The sequence below is a fragment of the Agromyces sp. P2_B3 genome (genome assembly GCF_056404815.1).
In genome coordinates, this window is sequence record NZ_JBFUDH010000010.1 from 122,951 (window position 1) to 141,524 (window position 18,574).

17 protein-coding genes and 1 pseudogene are annotated in these 18,574 nt (G+C 72.7%); 8 read left to right on the forward strand and 10 right to left on the reverse strand.

All coding sequences use genetic code 11. From position 1 onward, the window contains the following. Positions 1–76: 76 nt before the first annotated feature. From dapE to AC1DZA_RS14900, 3 genes are all read left to right on the forward strand, one after another. A complete protein-coding gene (dapE, locus tag AC1DZA_RS14890) occupies positions 77–1,177 on the forward strand; it encodes a succinyl-diaminopimelate desuccinylase (RefSeq protein ID WP_476773312.1) in 1,101 nt (366 codons plus the stop codon). Further along, a complete protein-coding gene (locus AC1DZA_RS14895; RefSeq protein WP_476773313.1) occupies positions 1,167–2,426 on the forward strand; it encodes a hypothetical protein in 1,260 nt (419 codons plus the stop codon). The genes dapE and AC1DZA_RS14895 overlap by 11 nt, the downstream gene beginning before the upstream one ends. A 160-nt stretch (positions 2,427–2,586) precedes the next feature. Beyond that, a complete protein-coding gene (locus tag AC1DZA_RS14900) occupies positions 2,587–2,760 on the forward strand; it encodes a DUF3117 domain-containing protein (protein WP_067875042.1) in 174 nt (57 codons plus the stop codon). Position 2,761: 1 nt separating this feature from the next. Here the strand turns inward: AC1DZA_RS14900 and AC1DZA_RS14905 are convergent, their stop codons facing one another. Then, positions 2,762–3,394, reverse strand: coding sequence for an O-methyltransferase (locus tag AC1DZA_RS14905; RefSeq protein WP_309979788.1), 633 nt, complete (start codon positions 3,392–3,394; stop codon positions 2,762–2,764). Between the two features lie 91 nt (positions 3,395–3,485). Here AC1DZA_RS14905 and AC1DZA_RS14910 point away from each other — a divergent pair, with 91 nt between their 5' ends. Continuing rightward, positions 3,486–3,881: a sec-independent translocase gene (locus tag AC1DZA_RS14910; protein ID WP_309979785.1), complete on the forward strand. Its 396-nt coding sequence runs from the start codon at positions 3,486–3,488 to the stop codon at positions 3,879–3,881. Between the two features lie 18 nt (positions 3,882–3,899). On the opposite strand, the gene AC1DZA_RS14915 is transcribed toward AC1DZA_RS14910, so the two are convergent. Beyond that, entirely contained in the window at positions 3,900–5,450 is a 1,551-nt protein-coding gene (locus AC1DZA_RS14915; protein WP_476773314.1) for a succinic semialdehyde dehydrogenase, read from the reverse strand. 56 nt (positions 5,451–5,506) lie between these two features. Here AC1DZA_RS14915 and AC1DZA_RS14920 point away from each other — a divergent pair, with 56 nt between their 5' ends. Together AC1DZA_RS14920 and AC1DZA_RS14925 are read left to right on the forward strand one after the other, a co-directional pair. Beyond that, the gene (locus tag AC1DZA_RS14920; protein WP_476762180.1) at positions 5,507–6,877 is read left to right on the forward strand and encodes an MFS transporter; all 1,371 of its coding nucleotides are present in this window, start codon (positions 5,507–5,509) and stop codon (positions 6,875–6,877) included. Beyond that, entirely contained in the window at positions 6,874–8,397 is a 1,524-nt protein-coding gene (locus AC1DZA_RS14925; RefSeq protein WP_476773315.1) for a pyridoxal phosphate-dependent decarboxylase family protein, read from the forward strand. Before AC1DZA_RS14920 ends, AC1DZA_RS14925 begins: the two co-directional genes overlap by 4 nt. A gap of 16 nt (positions 8,398–8,413) precedes the next feature. On the opposite strand, the gene AC1DZA_RS14930 is transcribed toward AC1DZA_RS14925, so the two are convergent. From AC1DZA_RS14930 to AC1DZA_RS14945, 4 genes are read right to left on the reverse strand one after another with little or no spacing between them, the layout of a single operon-like run. After that, positions 8,414–9,307 (reverse strand): hypothetical protein, encoded by an 894-nt coding sequence (locus tag AC1DZA_RS14930; RefSeq protein WP_476773316.1) that lies wholly within the window; start codon positions 9,305–9,307, stop codon positions 8,414–8,416. Between the two features lie 16 nt (positions 9,308–9,323). Then, positions 9,324–10,502, reverse strand: coding sequence for an Mrp/NBP35 family ATP-binding protein (locus AC1DZA_RS14935; protein ID WP_476773322.1), 1,179 nt, complete (start codon positions 10,500–10,502; stop codon positions 9,324–9,326). 25 nt (positions 10,503–10,527) lie between these two features. Continuing rightward, complete coding sequence (locus AC1DZA_RS14940) at positions 10,528–11,049, reverse strand: DUF1003 domain-containing protein (protein WP_309979773.1); 522 nt, start codon at positions 11,047–11,049, stop codon at positions 10,528–10,530. Next, positions 11,036–12,367, reverse strand: a complete 1,332-nt coding sequence (locus AC1DZA_RS14945; protein WP_309979771.1) for a magnesium transporter MgtE N-terminal domain-containing protein — start codon at positions 12,365–12,367, stop codon at positions 11,036–11,038. The genes AC1DZA_RS14940 and AC1DZA_RS14945 overlap by 14 nt, the downstream gene beginning before the upstream one ends. Before the next feature lie 87 nt (positions 12,368–12,454). Between AC1DZA_RS14945 and AC1DZA_RS14950 the strand changes: the two genes are divergently transcribed. After that, entirely contained in the window at positions 12,455–13,219 is a 765-nt protein-coding gene (locus tag AC1DZA_RS14950) for a YflT domain-containing protein (protein WP_476773317.1), read from the forward strand. A gap of 4 nt (positions 13,220–13,223) precedes the next feature. On the opposite strand, the gene AC1DZA_RS14955 is transcribed toward AC1DZA_RS14950, so the two are convergent. The 3 genes from AC1DZA_RS14955 to AC1DZA_RS14965 are packed head-to-tail and all read right to left on the reverse strand — an operon-like array spanning position 13,224 to position 17,317. Further along, on the reverse strand, positions 13,224–14,657 hold the full coding sequence (locus AC1DZA_RS14955) for a M1 family metallopeptidase (RefSeq protein WP_476773318.1): 1,434 nt from the start codon (positions 14,655–14,657) through the stop codon (positions 13,224–13,226). A 57-nt stretch (positions 14,658–14,714) separates the two neighbouring features. Beyond that, the gene (locus AC1DZA_RS14960; protein ID WP_476773319.1) at positions 14,715–16,277 is read right to left on the reverse strand and encodes an aminopeptidase P family protein; all 1,563 of its coding nucleotides are present in this window, start codon (positions 16,275–16,277) and stop codon (positions 14,715–14,717) included. Positions 16,278–16,297: 20 nt separating this feature from the next. Beyond that, on the reverse strand, positions 16,298–17,317 hold the full coding sequence (locus AC1DZA_RS14965) for an endonuclease/exonuclease/phosphatase family protein (protein WP_476773320.1): 1,020 nt from the start codon (positions 17,315–17,317) through the stop codon (positions 16,298–16,300). Between the two features lie 143 nt (positions 17,318–17,460). On the opposite strand from AC1DZA_RS14965, the gene AC1DZA_RS14970 reads away from it, so the two are divergent. After that, a complete protein-coding gene (locus AC1DZA_RS14970; RefSeq protein ID WP_476763064.1) occupies positions 17,461–18,330 on the forward strand; it encodes a PHP domain-containing protein in 870 nt (289 codons plus the stop codon). 49 nt (positions 18,331–18,379) lie between these two features. Here the strand turns inward: AC1DZA_RS14970 and AC1DZA_RS14975 are convergent. Continuing rightward, positions 18,380–18,574: pseudogene (locus AC1DZA_RS14975) on the reverse strand (DEAD/DEAH box helicase); the annotation flags it as partial.

Below are 18,574 nucleotides of genomic sequence, written 5' to 3' on the forward strand. Positions count from 1 at the left end.
CGGCGACGCCGCGGCGAGGCACGCCTCGGACCGGCCGACGCCCGGTCGCGGGCGCGGCGATCCGTAGACTCGTGGCATGTCGACTCCCGCCCCGGCCCAGCCCGCGCTCGACCTGTCCGCCGACTCCATCGCCATCACGCGGGCGATCTGCGACGTGCCGAGCGTGTCGGGCGACGAGACCCGCCTCGCCGACCTCGTGGTCGAGGCCCTGGCCGGTGCCGCGCACCTCGAGCTCATCCGCGACGGTGACACCGTGGTGGCGCGCACGAACCTCGGCCGGGAGCGGCGCGTCGTCATCGCCGGGCATCTCGACACGGTGCCGATCAACGAGAACCTGCCGACCCGCTTCGAGACCATCGACGGCCAGCAGTACCTCTGGGGCCGCGGCACGGTCGACATGAAGGCGGGGGTCGCCGTGCAGTTGAAGCTCGCGCTCGAGCTCGTGGACCCCGTCGTCGACCTCACGTGGATGTGGTACGACCACGAGGAGGTCTCGGCCGAGCTCAACGGCCTGGGCCGACTCGCGCGCCACCGCCCCGAGCTCTTCGCCGGTGACTTCGCGATCCTCGGCGAGCCGTCGAACGCGCGGGTCGAGGGCGGATGCAACGGCAACCTCCGTGTCGAGCTGCGGGCGTACGGCCGGCGGGCCCACTCGGCGCGCAGCTGGGTGGGGGAGAACGCGATCCACAAGCTCGCCCCGGCGCTCGAGCGCCTCGCGGCGTACGAGGCCGCGACCGTCGAGGTCGACGGCCTCGAGTACCGCGAGGGCCTCAACGCGGTGGGCGTGACCGGCGGAGTGGCGGGCAACGTGATCCCCGACGAGGCGATGCTGCACGTGAACTACCGGTTCGCGCCGAGCCGTTCGGTCGCCGAGGCGATCGAGCTCGTGCGGGGGCTCTTCCCCGAGTACGAGCTCACCGTCGTCGACGAGGCCGAGGGCGCGCGCCCCGGACTCGACGACCCCCTCGCACAGCAGTTCGTTCGCGCGGTCGGCGGCGAGGCGCGGCCGAAGTACGGGTGGACGGATGTCGCCCGCTTCAGCGCCCTCGGCATCCCCGCGGTGAACTTCGGGCCCGGCGATCCGCTCAAGGCGCACGCCGACGACGAGCGCGTCGCGACCGACCAGATCCTCTCCTGCGAGCGCGCCCTGCGCGCATGGCTGACCGGTGGAGCCTGAGGCGCAGGGCACGGCGGCGCCCGCGCCGGGGAGGCGCGAGCGCGAGCCCGATCCGTTCCGGGTGACGCGCGCCTCGCCGAGGGTCCGGTGGCGGTTGCTGCCCTGGTGGGCGAAGGTCGTGCTCGTCTACGCCGCGGCCCGGGCCGTGACGACGGTGTTCGTGCTCCTCCTCGCGAACGAGCAGGGCCCCAACGCCTGGACGGGCGCACGGCCCGGGTACTTCGCGTACGCCAACCTCTGGGATGCGCGCTGGTACCAGATCGTCGCGCTCGGCGGATACCCGCGCGAGCTGCCGTACCCCGACGGCGTCCACGTCGGCGAGAACGCCTGGGCGTTCCTGCCCCTGTACCCGGGGCTCGCCGGGGTGCTCACGTGGCTCTCGATCCCGTGGAACGTCGCCTCGGTGGTCATCGCCGTCGCCGCCGGGCTCGGCGCGGCGCTCGTGTTCCACCGGCTCATGTCGCGGTTCCTCGAGCCCGACCGGGCGCTCTTCGCCGTGGTGCTCTTCTGCGTCGCGCCGGTCTCGCCGATCATGCAGTTCGGATACGCGGAGTCCCTCGGATTCCTCTGGCTCGCGCTGGCGCTCCTGCTGCTCGTCGAGCGGCGCTACGCCTGGTTGTTCCCGGTCGTGCTGGCCTGGTCGTTCACCCGGCCGGGGGCGCTCGCCTTCGCGCTTGCGCTCGTGCTGCACTGGGCGTGGCGCTGGATCCGGCGCGGCAGCGACCCGTTCCCCGTGCGCGACCGGGTGCTCGCGGCATCCGCTGCGGTCTTCGCCGGCCTGTCGGGGCTCGCATGGATCGGCGTCGCGTGGTGGGCGACCGGCGACCTGCACGCCTACACCGACACCGAGCTCGCATGGCGCTCGGCGTACATCGGCTACCGCGAGCTCGTGCCGTTCACGGCGTGGTTCCAGTCGGGGGACTGGTGGCTGGGCCAGCCGCTCGGCACGATCGCGGTGGTCGCGCTCATCGTGGGATTCGGCCTGTTCGTCGCGTCGCCCGCGGTCGGGCGCCTCGGCGCCGACATCCGGTTCTGGTCCATCGCGTACGCCGTCTACCTGCTCGCGGTGTTCTTCCCTCAGTCGAGCACGTTCCGCATCATCGCGCCGCTCTTCCCACTGCTCGGCGCACTGGCGCTTCCGAGGGCCCGCTGGTACCGCTGGAGCCTCTCGGTGCTCTTCCTCGTCCTGCAGGTGGGGTGGCTCCTCATCTGCTGGGGAGTGGACGGGCGCGACTGGACGCCGCCGTGATCGGTGCTGGTCGGCCTGATGAGCGTGCGAATCGGCGTCGACGGATGCCGCTGCGCCGAGGCATCGGGGCAGCAAGCGTTCTCCACAGTCTCCCTGCGATTTCCCAGCACCGCTCGGGATGGCCGATAATAGGAAGGTCAGCCACGAAAGGGGTAGCTCAATGGCGGCCATGAAGCCACGCACCGGAGACGGGCCTATGGAGGCTGTGAAGGAGGGTCGACTCATCATCGTTCGAGTTCCACTCGAGGGTGGCGGTCGTCTCGTCGTCTCGGTGAACGACGCTGAGGCCAAGGAGCTCTACGACGTCCTCGGCGGCGTCGTGAACCCCGCCTGAGTCAGGCGCCCAGCTTCACGATCTGCAACAGGCCGTCTCCCGCAGGGGAGACGGCCGTTGCTACGGCGGAGGAGGCCGCGAGCTCGGCGATGAGCTCGCGGAAGGCGGTGGCCGCGTCGTCGCGACGAGCGGGATCGGCCACCCGCCCTTTCCAGAGCGCCCGCGCGACCAGCACGCTGCCGCCGGGCTTGGCCAGGCGCAGCCCGTGCTCGACGTACTCGATCACCGACGGGGCGTCCGCGTCGACGAAGACGACGTCGTAGGAGCTCTCGTTCATGCGCGGCAGCACCTCGCTCGCGCGGCCGGCGATGAGGCGCACGCGCGCAGGCGCGATGCCGGCGTCCGCGAAGTGCTCGCGCGCCTGCTGCTGGTACTCGTTCTCGGTGTCGATCGAGGTGAGCATCGCGCCGCGCACCGTCTGCAGCATCCAGAGTCCCGACACGCCCACGCCGGTGCCGACCTCGATGATCGACTCGGCGCGTGCCGCAGCGGCGATCACCGCGAGCTGCGCACCCATCGCGGGTGAGACCGGCTCGATCCCGAGTTCGAGGGACTGCTGGCGTGCCCTGGCGACGGCATCGGTCTCGACGACCGAGTCGTCGACGTACTTCCAGTTCAGGTCTCGATCGGACACGTGCGGCTCCCGGTGAAAGGTCTCGACCCCCAAGCCTAGGGGCCGTGGGCGTACGGCGTTCGCACGCCTCGCCGCCGACTATCCTGTAGTGATGTTCGGTCTGACGTTCGAGAAGCTCCTCATCATCGGGGTGATCGCCGTCTTCCTGCTCGGGCCCGAACGCCTCCCGCACTACGCCGCGCAGCTCGGTCGCCTCGTGCGGTCGCTCCGCGACATGGCCGACGGCGCGAAGAACCGCGTGCGCGACGAGATGGGCCCCGACTTCGACGACGTCGACTGGAAGAAGCTCGACCCGCGCCAGTACGACCCGCGCCGCATCATCCGCGAGGCGCTGACCGACGTCGACCCGTTCGCCGAACCCGCGAAGCCGGTCGTCGCACGCTCCGCCGCAGCGGTCAACGAGAACTCCGCGTACCTGCAGCGAAAGCGCAAGCGCGAGGCACTCGGGGCGGACGAAGCGGCGCCCTACGACTCCGAGGCGACGTAGGTCGTTCCGCTTCCGGGGTCAGCGCCGACGCGCGGCGCGGAGGACCCGCGCGAGCAGCAGGAACGGGGCTGCGAGCACGTCGAAGTCGCGACCGGTGCGCGGCAGCGTGAGCAGGCCCGTCGCCGCCGAGATCGTGACGGGCTCGACGAACCGCAGCAGCCCCTCCGGTCCGTTCCGACGCCCCAGCCCCGATGCCTTGATGCCGCCCATGGGTGCGTCGACCGAACCGAACGTGCCGCGGTAGCCCTCGTTGATGTTCACGCTGCCGGCCTCGAGCGCGTCGGCGACCCGCTGGCCCCGTCGGCGTGAGCCGGTGAGCACCGAGGCGTTCAGGCCGTACTCGCTCGCGTTCGCCGCGAGGATGGCCTCCTCCTCGGAGTCGACGAGGTACAGCGACGCGACGGCGCCGAAGGTCTCCTCCGCGTAAACGCGCATCTCGGGCGTCACGCCGGTGAGCACGGTCGGCTCGAAGAACCACGGGCCGATGTCGGGTCGCGGGCTCCCGCCGACGAGCACGGTCGCGCCCTTGGCGAGCGCGTCGTCGAGGTGGCCCCGGATGCGTTCGAGCTGCGCGGCGCTGGCCAGCGAGCCGTAGTCGGAGGAGAAGTCGAGCGAGGAGCCGAGGCTGGCGGAGCGCAGCCGTTCGACGAGTGCTGCGGTGAAGGGACCCGCGACCCGACGGTGCACGTAGATGCGCTCGATCGACACGCAGAGCTGGCCCATCGCGGAGAAGCACGCGTACGCGGCATCCGCTGCGGCCTGCTCGGGGTCGACGTCGTCGAGCACGATCATGGGGTTCTTGCCGCCGAGCTCGAGCGACGCGCCGACGAGGCGACGGCCCGCCTTCTCGGCGATGCGGCGCCCCGTGGCCGTGGAACCGGTGAAGCAGATGTAGTCGACCTGGTCGGTGAGCGCCTCGCCCACCTCGGCGGCCGGACCTGTGACCACGGCCCAGAGCGACTCGGGCACGCCGGCGTCGATGAACGCGCGCCGCAGCGCGAGGATCGTGAGGGCCCCCTGGTCGTCGGCCTTCTGCACGACGGCGCAGCCGGCCGCGAGTGCGGGAATCACGTCCATCGCGGCGAGGCTGAGCGCGTAGTTCCACGGCGTGATGACGCCCACGACGCCCTTGGCCCGGTAGCGCACCCGCGTCGTGGAGGCGAGCGGCACGCCGGCCCGGCGCGTGCGGCCGCGAAGCACCCGGTGCGCGGTGAGCGCGTTGTACCGGGTCACGGATGCCGCCTGGTACAGCTCCTCGAGGGCCTGGCCGCGCGTCTTGCCGCTCTCGAGCTGGGCGAGGTCGAGCAGCAGGTCGCCGCGCTCGAGCAGCAGGTCGTGGGCGCGCAGCAGGACGCGCCGGCGCTCGGCGAAGCCGGCCCGGGCCCACGCGAGCTGGGCGAGCCGGGCGCGGGCGACCGCGTCGCGCACGTCGTCGGCGCTCGAGCGGGGCAGCTCGTGGAGGGTCTCGCCGGTGGATGGCGTGGGGACGCCGATGGTCTCGGAACCCGAGGCGACGACGTCGTCGGTCAGGCTCGCGTACAGCTTCGGGTCAGCCGTGGTGGCGCGCATGAGCCACAGTCTAGGTCAATTGACCCACTTCGCCGCCGGATGGGTACACTGCCTCCATGACCGCACCGGAGCGATCCCTGTCCCGCGGCGTCGTGACCCGCTATGCGATCGGCTCGATCGGCACCGGAGGCTTCGCGACGTTGCCCGGCCTCGTGCTCGTGTTCTACCTCACCGACACCCTCGGCGTCACCGCCCTGGTGGCCGGACTCGTCGTCACCGCCGCCAAGGTGTGGGACGTGCTCATCGACCCGTGGATCGGCGAGCGGAGCGACCGAGCGCTGGCGGCGACCGGCACCCGCCGGGTGTGGATGGTCGTCGGCGCCTGCGCACTGCCCGTCGGGTTCGTGCTGACGTTCGCGGTTCCGGCCGGGCTCGCGCCCGCGGCATCCGGCGTCTGGGTCTTCCTCGCGTTCCTCGCCACCGCCACGGCGTTCAGCCTGTTCCAGGTGCCCTACATCGCGCTGCCCGCCGAGCTCACGCAGGACTACGACGGGCGCACGCGCCTGCTCACGTGGCGCGTCGTCGTGCTCACGATCGCGATCCTGCTGTTCGGCGCCGGCGGTCCGGAGGTGCGTTCGGCGTTCGCCGACGAGTACGTGGGCTACCTCGTGATGGCGATCGTCGCCGGGCTCGCCATCGGCATCGGCATGCTCGTGGCCACGACGACGGCCCCCCGCGGCCGTCCGGCACCGGATGCCGCGCCGCGCCGGTCGCTTCGGGCCGGGTACGCAGAGGGGCTCGCCGCGCTTCGACGCAGCGCCGGGTTCCGCACGCTGCTGTCGGCGTTCGTGCTGCAGGGGCTCGCCACGGGCCTCATGCTGGCGGGCGCGCAGTTCGTCGCGACGTGGGTGCTGCACGACCCGCGCGCGGTGACGTTCCTGTTCGTGGCGCTCATCGCGCCCGCGGTCGTGTTCGCCCCGGTGTGGGAGCGCGTCGCCCGCCGCGTCGGCAAGGAGCGCGGGTTCGCGTACGCCAGCGTGGTGTTCGCGGTCGCCGCGCTCGCGCTCGTCGGCATGCTGTGGGCACCGGGAGCCTGGGTGTACCTTCCGGTCGCGGTCGCCGGCGCGGCGTACGCGGGCATGCAGTCGCTGCCGATGGCGATGCTGCCCGACGTGATCTCGCACGACGCCCGCGAGCACGGCGAGGGTCGTGCCGGCAGCTTCGGCGGAGTGTGGACCGCGGGGGAGACGGCGGGCATGGCACTCGGTGCCACGCTGCTCACCCTCATGCTCGCGCTGACGGGCTACGTCGAGTCCGTCGGGTCCGCGGTCGTCGAGCAGCCGCCGGCGGCCGTCGCCGGCATCGTGCTGAGCTTCAGCGTGCTCCCCGCCGCCCTCGTGGGGCTGAGCCTCGTCGCCCTGCGTCGCTATCCGCTCCGCAGGGTGGACGTCCAAGCGGATGCCGCGGCCCAGGCGGTCGCGCGATGACCGCGTTCCGCCGGGATCCGGCCGACATCCTCGCCGAGCTCGAGACGCTCCGCGCCGGCGACGCGCCCACCCACGGTGGTCGCGTGCTGTCGTACGTCTACGACTCCGGCATGCCCGAGCTCGACGAGCTCGCCGCCGCCGCCGCGCGGCTCGTGCAGCCCGTGAACGGGCTCGACCCGACGACGTTCACGTCGGTCGCCGCCATGGAGTCGGGCCTCGTCGGCTTCGCGCGTCGCGTCTTCCACGGCGAGGACGAGGCCGGTGGCGTGGTCGTCGGGTCGGTGACCTCGGGCGGCACCGAGAGCTGCCTGCTCGCGGTGAAGTCGGCCCGCGACGTGTGGCGCTCGGCGCGCGCGGGGACCCCGCGCACGCCGCGGCTCGTCGCCCCGGTCACGGTGCACGCCGCGTTCCACAAGGCGGCCGAGTACTTCGGGCTCGCCCTCGACCTCGTCCCCGTCGACCCGGCCACGGGCACGCTCACGCCGGCCGCGATCGAGGAGCGGCTCGGCGACGACGTCGCCCTCGTGGTGATGAGCGCCCCGTCGTACCCCTTCGCGAGCCTCGATCCCGTGTCCGACGTCGCAGCGATCTGCGGTGCGCGCGGCATCGCCCTGCACGTCGACGCCTGCATCGGCGGCTTCGCGCTCGCGTTCTGGCCCGATGACCTGCCGGCGTGGGACCTCGCCGTCCCCGGTGTCACCAGCCTCTCGGCCGACCTGCACAAGTACGGCTACGCGCCGAAGGGCGTGTCGGTGCTGCTCACGCGCGGCCGCGACCGGCAGCGCCACCAGTACTTCGCGACCACGGGCTGGCCCGGATACCCCGTCGTCAATCCGACCATGACCGGGTCCAAGCCGGCCGGCCCGCTGGCCGCGGCGTGGTCGATCGCCGAAGCGCTCGGCGAAGCCGGATTCGCCGACCTCACCGCCCGTGCCGCGCGTGCGACCGAGGCGCTGCGCACGGTGGTCGAGGGCATCGAGGGGCTCCGCGTGGTCGGCGACCCCACCGGCCCCCTGTTCGCCGTGGCGACCGACGCCGCCGTGGCGCCCGAGCGCCGGGTCGACCCGCACCACTGGGCCGACGCGACGCGAGGCTCGGGCTGGTTCCTGCAGCTGCAGCCCGGCATGGTGCAAGCGGACGGCACCCGACTGCCGCACACCACCCACCTCACGGTGACCCCCGTGACCGAGGGCGCGGTGCCCGAGCTCGCCGCGGCGCTCGTCGTCGCCGCGGATTCCGTGCGGGGCGAGCCGCCCGTCGACGGCGGCGCGCTCCTCGCCGGGCTGGCGGCGCAGCTGCCCGGCGGCCTCGACGCCCTCGCCGCGGCATCCGACGGGATCGACTCCGATGCGGCGGCCTCACTGCTCGGCGCGTTCGGACTGCTCGGCGGCGATGGCGCCGGCGGTGCGCTGCCCGACCGCCTGGCACCGGTGCTCGCGCTCGTCGAGGCGCTGCCGGGCCCGCTCACCGAGCGACTGCTCGTCGAGCTGCTCGCGCGGGTCGTGGAGCCCCGCGGCTGACGCGGCGACGCGCCGATCAGGCGAGGCCGCAGCGCTCGCCGTAGTAGGCGTACAGCTCGGCCTTGAGGCCGTCGCTCGAGGGCACGTCGAGTCGGCCCGCCCGTCCGTCGCCGGCGGTGATCTCGAACGGCAGGATGGTGCCGCGCTTGTCGTCGGCGATGGCGTGCGCGTCGCACCGAGCCGGGCGCACGGGCAGGCTCAGGGTCGTGGGGGCGTCGCCTGCGGCCACGTCGATGCCGAGCGTCCAGTCGATGCCGTCCTCGGCGTTCAGCAGGGTCGTCCCGTAGATCCGCTCGATGCGCATGGTGGCGTCTCCGGATGCCACGGGCTCGACGACGACGTCGATGAACGCCCGGCGATCGGGGCCGGCGCCCGTCGAGCGGAGGTGCTCGGGCATCACGATCGTCGCGACGTCGGCGACGGATTCCGCGAGGCAGTCCGCGGCGTTCACGCGTGCGACGGTGTCGAACGGGTCGTCGGCGGTCAACGTTCCCGGGACGGAGTCGGAGTCCGCCGACGCGTCGTCCTCAGCAGTCGTGCGCCAGTCGAGCGTCACCTCCACCGGGCCGGGCTCGGCGTCGCAGCGGCTGGCGGGCAGGTCGAGGCGGATGTCGATCGCGCTCCCGGCGCCGACCTCGAACGGCTTGGTGCGGATCAGGCCGTCGTCGAGGGTCGGCGTCTTCACGACGAACCCGTCGACGGTCACCTCGTGGCCGGCGTCGTTCTCGAACCGCACCACGAGCCGGTGGCCGACGACGTCGAGCCGCCCCTGCTTGATCGACACCGAGAGTCCGTCGGGCGGCGTCGGGGTCGGTCGCAACGACGCCGGCGCGCATGACGCGAGCGCGAGCGGAAGCGAGACGGCGACGGCGACGAGCGCGGTCGACCGAGGGAGGCGGCGGCGCGGCATCCGACCCACGTCGGGCTCACCGCACCGAGACGTCGAGGCGACGGCCCCCGAGGGAGCGGGGCAGCGCGGCGAGCTGTGCGGCGACCTGCTCGATCGCCCGGGCGGCGGGGTCGTCGGGTGCCGACAGGACGACGGGGGTACCGGCATCGCCGCCCTGTCGCAATGCGATGCTGAGCGGCACGCTCGCGAGCAGCGGGACGGGGGCATCTTGTCCCTCGGACAGGCGATCGGCGACGAGCACGCCGCCGCCCGAGCCGAAGAGCTCCACCACGCCATCGGGTCCGGCGAAGCCGGACATGTTCTCGACCACGCCGACGAGTCGCTGGCCCGTCTGGCGGGCCACCACTCCCGACCGCTCGGCGACGTCGGCAGCGGCGGGCTGCGGCGTCGTGACGACCACGACCTCGGCGTTCGGCAACAGCTGCCCGAGCGAGATGGCGACGTCACCGGTCCCCGGTGGCAGGTCGACGAGGAGTACGTCGAGGTCGCCGAAGTAGACATCGGTGAGGAACTGGTTGAGCGTGCGGTGCAGCATCGGGCCGCGCCAGGCCACGGCGACCGACGACGCCCGGCCGCCGGGCTCCGTCGGCTCGACGAACATGCCGATCGAGATGACCTTCACGCCGTGCGCGACGGGCGGCAGGATCATCTCGTCGACCCGGGTCGGACGGGCGGCGTTGCCGTGCTCGTCGACGAGGCCCAGCAGGCCCGGGATGGAGAAGCCGTGCACGTCGGCGTCGACCAGCCCCACCGACAGCCCACGAGCCGCGAGGGCCACGGCGAGGTTCGCGGTGATCGTGGACTTGCCGACGCCACCCTTGCCGCTCGTGATGGCGATCACCCGGGTGAGGCTGCCCGGTCCGAACGGGTTCGTGCGGGCCGCCCGGCCGCCGCGCAGGCGTTCGGTGAGCGCGGCGCGCTGCTCGGGCGTCATCACCGAGAGGGTCACGTCCGCGCGGCCGGGGCCGGTGACCGCCTCGGCCGCCTGCAGCACGTCGCGTTCGATGCGATCGGCCGCGGGGCATCCGACGATCGTCAGCCGGATGACGACCTGCACGCGCCCGTCGTCGCCGGCTCGTACGGACTCGACCATGTCGAGCTCGGTGATCGGGCGCCGGATCTCGGGGTCGATCACCGAGGCGAGGGCGGCAAGGACCGATGCGACGAGCCCATCCGCAGGAGAGCCCGATGCCATGCCGGCGGCCGCACCGCCGTCGCCCTCAGGACGCGGCATGCTCCCGTTCCTCCTCGTCCTTGCGGTCGAGTTCCTCGAGCATGGCGCGCAGCTCGGAGCGGATGAAGTCCTTCGTCGCCACGTCGCGCATCGCGAGGCGCAGCGCGACGACCTCTCGGGCGAGGTACTCGGTGTCGGCGAGGTTGCGCTCCGCGCGTTGGCGGTCCTGCTCGATCTGCACGCGGTCGCGGTCGTCCTGGCGGTTCTGGGCGAGCAGGATCAGGGGGGCGGCATACGACGCCTGCAGGCTGAGCACGAGGGTGAGCGCGGTGAACCCGATCGCGATCGAGTCGAAGCGCAGCGGCTCGGGCGCGAACGTGTTCCACGCCATCCAGGAGATCGCGAAGACCGAGAGGCCGAGCAGGAAGCCGGGCGTGCCCATGCCCCGGGCCACCCACTCGGTGAAGCGGCCGAACCGGTCGCTGTCGCCCGACCCGCGGAAGGGCACGGATCGGCGCGTGCCTTTCGGGGTGTCGAACCGGCGGTCCTCGACGTCAACGCGTGCCATCTCCTGCCCTCCTTCCGTTCGGGATCGGGATGCTGCCCGTGGTCAGCTGGGAGCGAGCCGCGGCCCGGCGCCCCACATCGGTCTCGTCGTCGGGGTGACTTCGCCAGTCATCGGGCAGGAGGTAGTCGAGTACGTCGTCAATCGTCACCACCCCGACGAGTCGGTGCTTCTCGTCGACCACCGGCACCGAGACGAGGTCGTAGCTCGCGAGGATGCGGCTGACCTCGGCGGCGGAGGTGTCGGCGCGGACGGGCTCGAGCCCCTGGTCGATCAGCGTGCCGAGGCGCTCGTGCGGCGGGTAGCGGAGCATCCGCTGGAAGTGCACGACGCCGAGGAACCGGCCAGTGGGCGGCTCGTACGGCGGCAGCGTGACGCAGACCGCCGCACCGAGCGCCGGCGGCAGGTCGTGGCGCCGGATGAGCGCGAGGCCCTCGGCCACGGTGGCGTCGGCCGACACGATGATCGGCTCGGTCGTCATGAGGCCGCCGGCGGTGTCGGGACCGTAGGAGAGGAGGAACCGCACGTCGTCGGCCTCCTCGGGCTCCATGAGCTCGAGGAGGTGCTCGCCGCGCTCCTCGGGGAGCTGTGCGATGAGGTCGGCGGCGTCGTCGGGCTGCATGTGATCGAGCACGTCGGCGGCTCGGTCGTCGCCCAGGCCCGAGAGGATCTCGACCTGGTCGGACTCGGGCATCTCCTCGAGCACATCGGCGAGGCGGTCGTCGGAGAGCTCCTCGGCGACCTCCTGCCGTCGTTGCACGGGCAGGTCGAGCAGCGTGTTGGCGAGGTCGGCGGGCTTCAGCTCGGAGTACGTGGCGATGAGCTGCTCGGCCGACTGCGCCTCGCCGCTCGCGTTCAGCTCACGGACCTCGCGCCACGTGACGTAGGCCGACTGTCCCTTGGAGAAGGGCGACGCGCCCTTGGGACGCCGCACGAAGAGCTGGTCGACCTCCCATTCGCCCGGCTCCTTCTCCTGGATCGCGACATCCTCGATCGTGGCCTCGCCGGAGCCGTCGTTGAAGACGACCTTGCGGCCGAGCATCTCGGCGATGACGCGCACCTCGCCGCCGCGCTGCTCGAAGCGACGCAGGTTGATGAGCCCGGTGGTGATGATCTGCCCGCCGCCGATCGACGTGACCCGCCCGATCGAGACGAACACGCGACGCTTGCCGGGGATCTCGACGATGAGGCCGACCACGCGCGGAGGGTCGCTCTTGCGGTACACGACGAGCACGTCGCGCACCTTGCCGACCCGATCCCCGGCGGGGTCGAAGACGGCGCACCCGGCGAGTCGGGCGACGAAGACTCTCGTGGCGCTCACGGTACCAACTTAGCCCCCGGAACCGGGAACCCGGCCCTCCCGGCGGCTGCCCGGCGGCGGCGCGCGGGCGCGTGGGAGAATGACGGGGTGAGCTCACCTTCCCCGTTCGGCGGCCGCACGGCGCGCACGTTCCCGACCCTTCCCAAGGGCGAGACCGTCGCGACCTTCGAGACCTATCCCGAGGCGCAGGCGGCGGTGGACCAGCTGGCGAAGGCGGCGTTCCCGGTGAAGGAGCTCGCGATCGTGGGCACCGACCTCACGAGCGTCGAGCGCATCACCGGCACGCTGAGCTGGGGTCGCGCAGCCGGCGCGGGCGCCATCTCGGGCGCATGGTTCGGCACGTTCCTGGGCCTGCTGTTCTTCATCTTCGCGCCCTCGGGCGCCACGCTCGGCATCCTCGGATCGGCGGTGCTCATCGGTGCGGGCTTCGGCATGATCTTCAGCGTCGTGTCGTACTCGGTCAACCGCCGCCGACGCGACTTCACCTCCGTCAACCAGGTGCTCGCCACGCGCTATGCGATCATCGCCGAGTCGGCCCATGTCGAGCGGGCACGCTCCGTGCTCGGCGTGGACGCGCCGAGCACCATCCCGTCCCGGCCGCCCGTGGTGCCGGCCTCCTCGCCGACGAGCGGGCGTCCGATGAGCTACGGCGAGGCGACGGATGCCGCGCGCCGGGCGGCTGCGGCCGAGACGGCCCGTGCGGCCGGCCCGGTGGCCCGCGAGCGTCCGCGGTACGGCGAGTACGCGCCGACGGGCGATGCTGACGGCGATGCCTCCACGAAGGATGCCGCGGCATCCGGCACGCCCGCCGTCGACGACGACGCGGACACCCCGTCCTCCTCCGACCGCTGAGCTGCTACCAGTCCGTCGGCTTCTCGGGTGCGTACAGCCAGGCCTCGAAGAAGGCGTCGAGGTCCTCGCCCGAGACCTCCTCGGCCAACGCGGTGAAGTCGGCCGTCGACGCCGTGGCGCCGCCGAACCGATCGACCCAGGCCTTCGCGAGCTCGAAGAACGCGTCGTCGCCGATCTTCACGCGGAGCGCGTGCAGCGTGGCGGCCCCACGATCGTAGATGGGGTCGACGAAGAGCCCGAAGGGCCCCGGGTCGGCGACCACGACCTGCCAGAACTCGTCGGGATCGTCGACGGGAATCGCCATCACCTCGTCGAACGACTGCTGGGCCGTGGCGCCGCCCCGGTGCTCGGTCCACATCCACTGCGAGTACGTCGCCCAACCCTCGTTGAGCCAGATGTCCGCCCATCGGAAGGGGCTCACCTCGTCGCCCATCCATTGGTGCGCCAGCTCGTGCGCGATGGTGCCCTCGCGGGCACTGCGCGAGAAGACCGACCGGGTCTGGGTCTCGAGCGCGTAGCCGACGGAGTCGTCGTCGACGATCGCGCCGTACGAGTTGAACGGATACGCGCCGTAGAGTCCGGCGAAGAACACGAGCATGTCGCTCGTGAGCGCGAGGTCGGCGCTCGGGGCGCCGAGGCGGGTCGGGTCGACGGCGTCGAAGATCGGCGTGCCGTCGGCCGCGGTGTACTGGTTGACGACGTAGTCGCCCACGCTCGCGGTGGCGAGGTATGCGGCCATCGGGTCGGGCGCGTCCCAGTTCCACGTCGTCGTGCCGCCCGCCGTCACCGGCGGACCGGTGGGCAGGCCGTTGGCGACGGCGACGAGCCCCTCGGGAACGCTGATCTCGAACGTGTAGGTGGCCTTGTCGACGGGGTGGTCGTTGGCCGGGAACCAGGTGGAGGCGCCGTCGGGCTCATTCACGACCATCGCGCCGTCGCGCGTGGTGACCCAGCCGTAGAGCGCGCCCTCGATGTCGGTCGGCCGCGTCGTGGGGCCGCCGTAGGTGATGACGACCTGCGCCCGCTTGCCCTCCTTGAGCTTCTTCGTCGGAGTGATCACGAGTTCGTCGCCCACCTGCGCGAAGGTCGCGGCCTTGCGTGCCACGGTGACCGCCGTCGCGGTGAGCCCGCGGAGATCGAGGTTGAACCTGCTCAGGTCCTGCGTGGGCACGAGGTCGATGGTCGCGACCCCGCTCAGGTGCCCGGTGAGGGGAGCGGGCTCGGGAGCGGGTGGCGCGTAGTCCAGGTCGAGGTCGTAGTGGAGCACGTCGATGCCGCCGTTGCCCGCGAACGGGAAGTACGGGTCGCCGGCGCCGTCGGCTCCCGGGGTGTACACCGGTGGCGCGGCGACGGCCACGGATGGCGCAGCCACGACGGCGGATGCCGCGACCGCGGCGATCACGGCGAGGAGTGCGGTACGGCGGCGACGTGACGGCATGGGTCCTCCAGCGATCGACGGGGTGCGCTCAGGCTAGCCCTCGCCGACTGACCGCCGCTAGCGATCCAGGCCGGCGCGCACCCACGCCTCGACCTCGTCGGCCGTGCGCGGGATTCCCGCCGAGAGGTTCTCGGCGCCGTCGGCCGTGACGAGGATGTCGTCCTCGATGCGCACGCCGATGCCGCGGAACTCCGCAGGCACGGTGAGGTCGTCGGACTGGAAGTAGAGGCCCGGTTCGATCGTGAAGACCATGCCGGCCTCGAGCACGCCGTCCATGTACATGGAGCGCCGCGCCTGCGCGCAGTCGTGCACGTCGAGCCCCAGGTGGTGGCTCGTGCCGTGCACCATGTAGCGGCGGTGGAACTGGTTCTCGGGCTGCAGCGACTCCTCGGCGGAGACCGGGAGGAAGCCCCACTCGGCCGTCTTCCGGGCGATGACCTCCATCGCTGCGGCATGCACCTCGCGGAAGATCGCACCGGGGCGAACGACCGCGAACGCGGCATCCGCTGCCTCGAGCACGGCCTCGTAGACCTGCCGCTGCACGGGTGAGAACGTGCCGTTGACCGGGAAGGTGCGCGTGATGTCGGCGGTGTAGTAGGTGTCGCGCTCGACGCCGGCGTCGAGGAGCACCAGGTCGCCGGGCACGACGGGGCCGTCGTTGCGGGTCCAGTGCAGGATGGTGGCGTGCGGTCCGGCCGCGGCGATCGAACCGTAGCCGACGTCGTTGCCGTCGAGCCGCGCGCGGGTGGCGAAGACGCCCTCGATCACGCGCTCGCCGCGCACCTCGGCGGTGATGCGGGGGAGTTCCTCGAGCACCTCGGTGAAGCCCCGCTGCGTCGCGTCGATCGCGGCGCGCATCTCGGCGACCTCGAACTCGTCCTTGACGAGGCGGAGCTCGGAGAGCACGCGGGCAAGCTCGGCGTCGGGATCGTGGGCGCCGTTCACCTCGATCGAGAACGGCGCGTCGGACGCGTTCGTCGAGAGGGCCTCCTCGGCCGCGAAGCGGATGCGCGCGTGGTCGACGCGCTCGGTGATGGCCGAGTCGGCCTCGCGCAGCACGAGGGTCGACGTGTCGACCGAGGAGAGCACCCGGTCGAAGTCGTCGAGGCCGCGCGTCTCGATCGCGAGGTCGGCGGCGACGTGCGCGAGCGAGGGGCGAGGGCCGATCCAGAACTCGCCGATGGCGGGGTTGGCGTAGAACTCCTCGGAGTCACGCCCCGCGCGCTCCCGGAAGTACACGGTGGCGGTGTGGCCGTCGCCGTTCGGCTCGAAGACGAGCACCGCGCCGGGCTCCGAGTCGGATCCCCAGCCCGTGAGGTGCGCGAAGGCCGTATGCGCCCGGAACGGGTAGTCGGTGTCGTTGGCCCGCTGCTTCATGTCGCCGGCGGGCACGATGAGCCGCACGCCGGTGAAGGCGGCCGACACGGTCGCCCGTCGCGCGGCGGCGAACGCGGCCTGCGCGCGTGCGGGCGGCAGCGTCTCATCGCGGTCGGCCCAGCCGCTGCCGATGAACTCCTTGAAGCCCTCGGAGCCCGGCGTGGTCGAGCGATTCGCGTTGCGGCCGGACTCCTCGGAGGCGGGGGGCGCGGTCGTGGTGCTGGTGTCGCTCGTGTTGGCCATGTCGTCCATTCTCGCACCGCTCACGAGGCGGGTGAGAGCGTGGCGACGACCGGGCGGTGGTCGCTGCCCGAGCCGTCGATCTCGCCGATGACCCGGAACGCGTCGACCCGCCAGCCGGGCGTCGCGAGCACGTGGTCGATCGGGCTGCCGAGGAACTCGGGCACGTCGGTGGGCCACGTGCCGAGACCGCCGGCACCGCCGGCCACCGCGGCATCCCGGCACCGCCCGAGGTCGCCGCCGTCGACGCCGCGGCCGGCGAAGTGGTCGACGGTCGCGTTGAAGTCGCCGGCCATGATCACGTTCTCGCCGGAGCACTGCGCCGCGAGCCAGTCGAGGTCGCTGCGCCAGTTGCGCAGCTCCCACCGGATGGGGGCCACGGCGTGCACGGCCACGATGCGCGGCCCGTCGCCGCCCACGGGCTCCGCGACGATCGACGGCACGGTGTTCGTGTTGCCGGGCGGCCCGGGCACGAGCGCCGACATGACCTCGTACTCGCCGAGGTCGGGCGAGATGAGGATGGTCGTCGAGCGGGCCTTCGCGACCTCGTCGAACGCGACCGTGTGCACCCACATCGGGCTCCCGCCGTCGCGCATGGCGACGGCCACCTCCTCGCCGAGCGGCTCGGTGGTCTCGGGCAGCACGACGACGTCGGCGCCCTCGTCGAGGGCGAGCCCGGCGATGGTCGCGGCATCCGGCACCTCGCCGAGGGTGTTCCAGCTGAGCACGGTGACGGATGCCTCGTCGCCCGCGACATCCGACCCGCCGAGGCCGCGCGCCGCCAGCACCGCGACGTTGCCCACCGCGTACGACGCGAGCACCACGGCCATCGCGATGCCGAACGTGCGGGTGGCGCGGGGGATGGCGAGCAGGGCGAGCCCGAGCGCCGCGATGACGGCGCACGCAGCGGCGGTCCCGCGGAGCGCGACCACATGCGCGGCGATCCACTGGTTCTGCAGCCCGAACGCCTGCGGCCACAGCAGCACGACGGCGACGGCGGCGGTGCCGAGCACGACGGCCCAGCCGAGGATGCGGGGGAGCATTCCATCCACCCTAGGCGAGTGACCGGCGTCGGAACCGGGGCGCCGCCGCCCGTCGGCTGGGAGTCCCCGGTGAGGTTCCCGGCGCGGCCTCCGGTGAGGCATCCCTCGGATGCCGCGTCCGGGGCCGCGGCTAGCATGAGGGGATGTCCGAAGCCCCCGCCGTCATCGGTGACGCCGACCTGCACACGCACTCGACGGTGTCCGACGGCACGGAGGCGCCCGCCGTCCTCATGGCGCAGGCGGCCGCCGCAGGGCTCTGGGGCATCGCGCTCACCGATCACGACTCCACGAGCGGGTGGGCCGAGGCCGCCGCCGCGGTGCCGGCGACCGGGGTCGCGCTCATCCCCGGCATGGAGTTGTCGACGCGCGAGGGGTTCATGAGCGTGCACATGCTCGCCTACCTCATCGACCCCTCGGACGAGCGGCTGCTCGCGGAGACCACGCGCATCCGCGAGTCGCGCGTGACGCGCGCCGAGGAGATCGTGCGGCGCATCGGTCGCGACTACGACCTCAGCTGGGACGACGTGCTCGCCCAGACCGTCGAGGGCACCACGATCGGCCGGCCCCACATCGCCGACGCCCTGGTCGCCAGGGGTCACGTGTCGACGCGATCGGCCGCGTTCGCGGGCATCCTGCATCCCCGTGCCGGCTACGCCGAGCCGCACTATGCACCCGACCCGCTCACGGGCGTGCGGCTCATCCGCGCCGCGGGCGGCGTGCCGGTGCTCGCGCACCCCGGCACCCGTGGTGCCGAGCGCGTCATCCCGCCCGACCGCCTCGCCCGCCTCGCCGACGCCGGCCTGTTCGGGCTCGAGGTCGACCATCCCGAGAACCGCGCCGACGCGAAGCCCCGGCTGAGGGCCCTGGCGCAGCAGTACGGCCTCGAGATCACGGGCTCGAGCGACTACCACGGCGCGGGCAAGCCCAATCGCCTGGCCGAGTGCACCACGCCGTCAGCGGTCGTCGAACGTCTCATCGCCGAGGGTCGCGGCTCGACGCCGGTGCTCCCGTAGGGGCATCCGCTCGCTCACCGTTGAGTGGTCGCGAGCGGATGCCGCGGGCTCACGCCTGCGGTGCTGCGCCGCCCGTGCCCGGCCCGCGCCGGCGGCGACGACGGCGCGGGGCCGCGTTGCCGTCGTGATGCTCGTGGCCCTTGCCGTCGTGGGTGCCCGTGCCGGGCTCCTTCGGTGCCGCCGCCGCCGCGGGCTCCGCGGCCTCGCCCGCCGCGCCCGCCTCGCCGGAGGGCTGGCCGTTGCG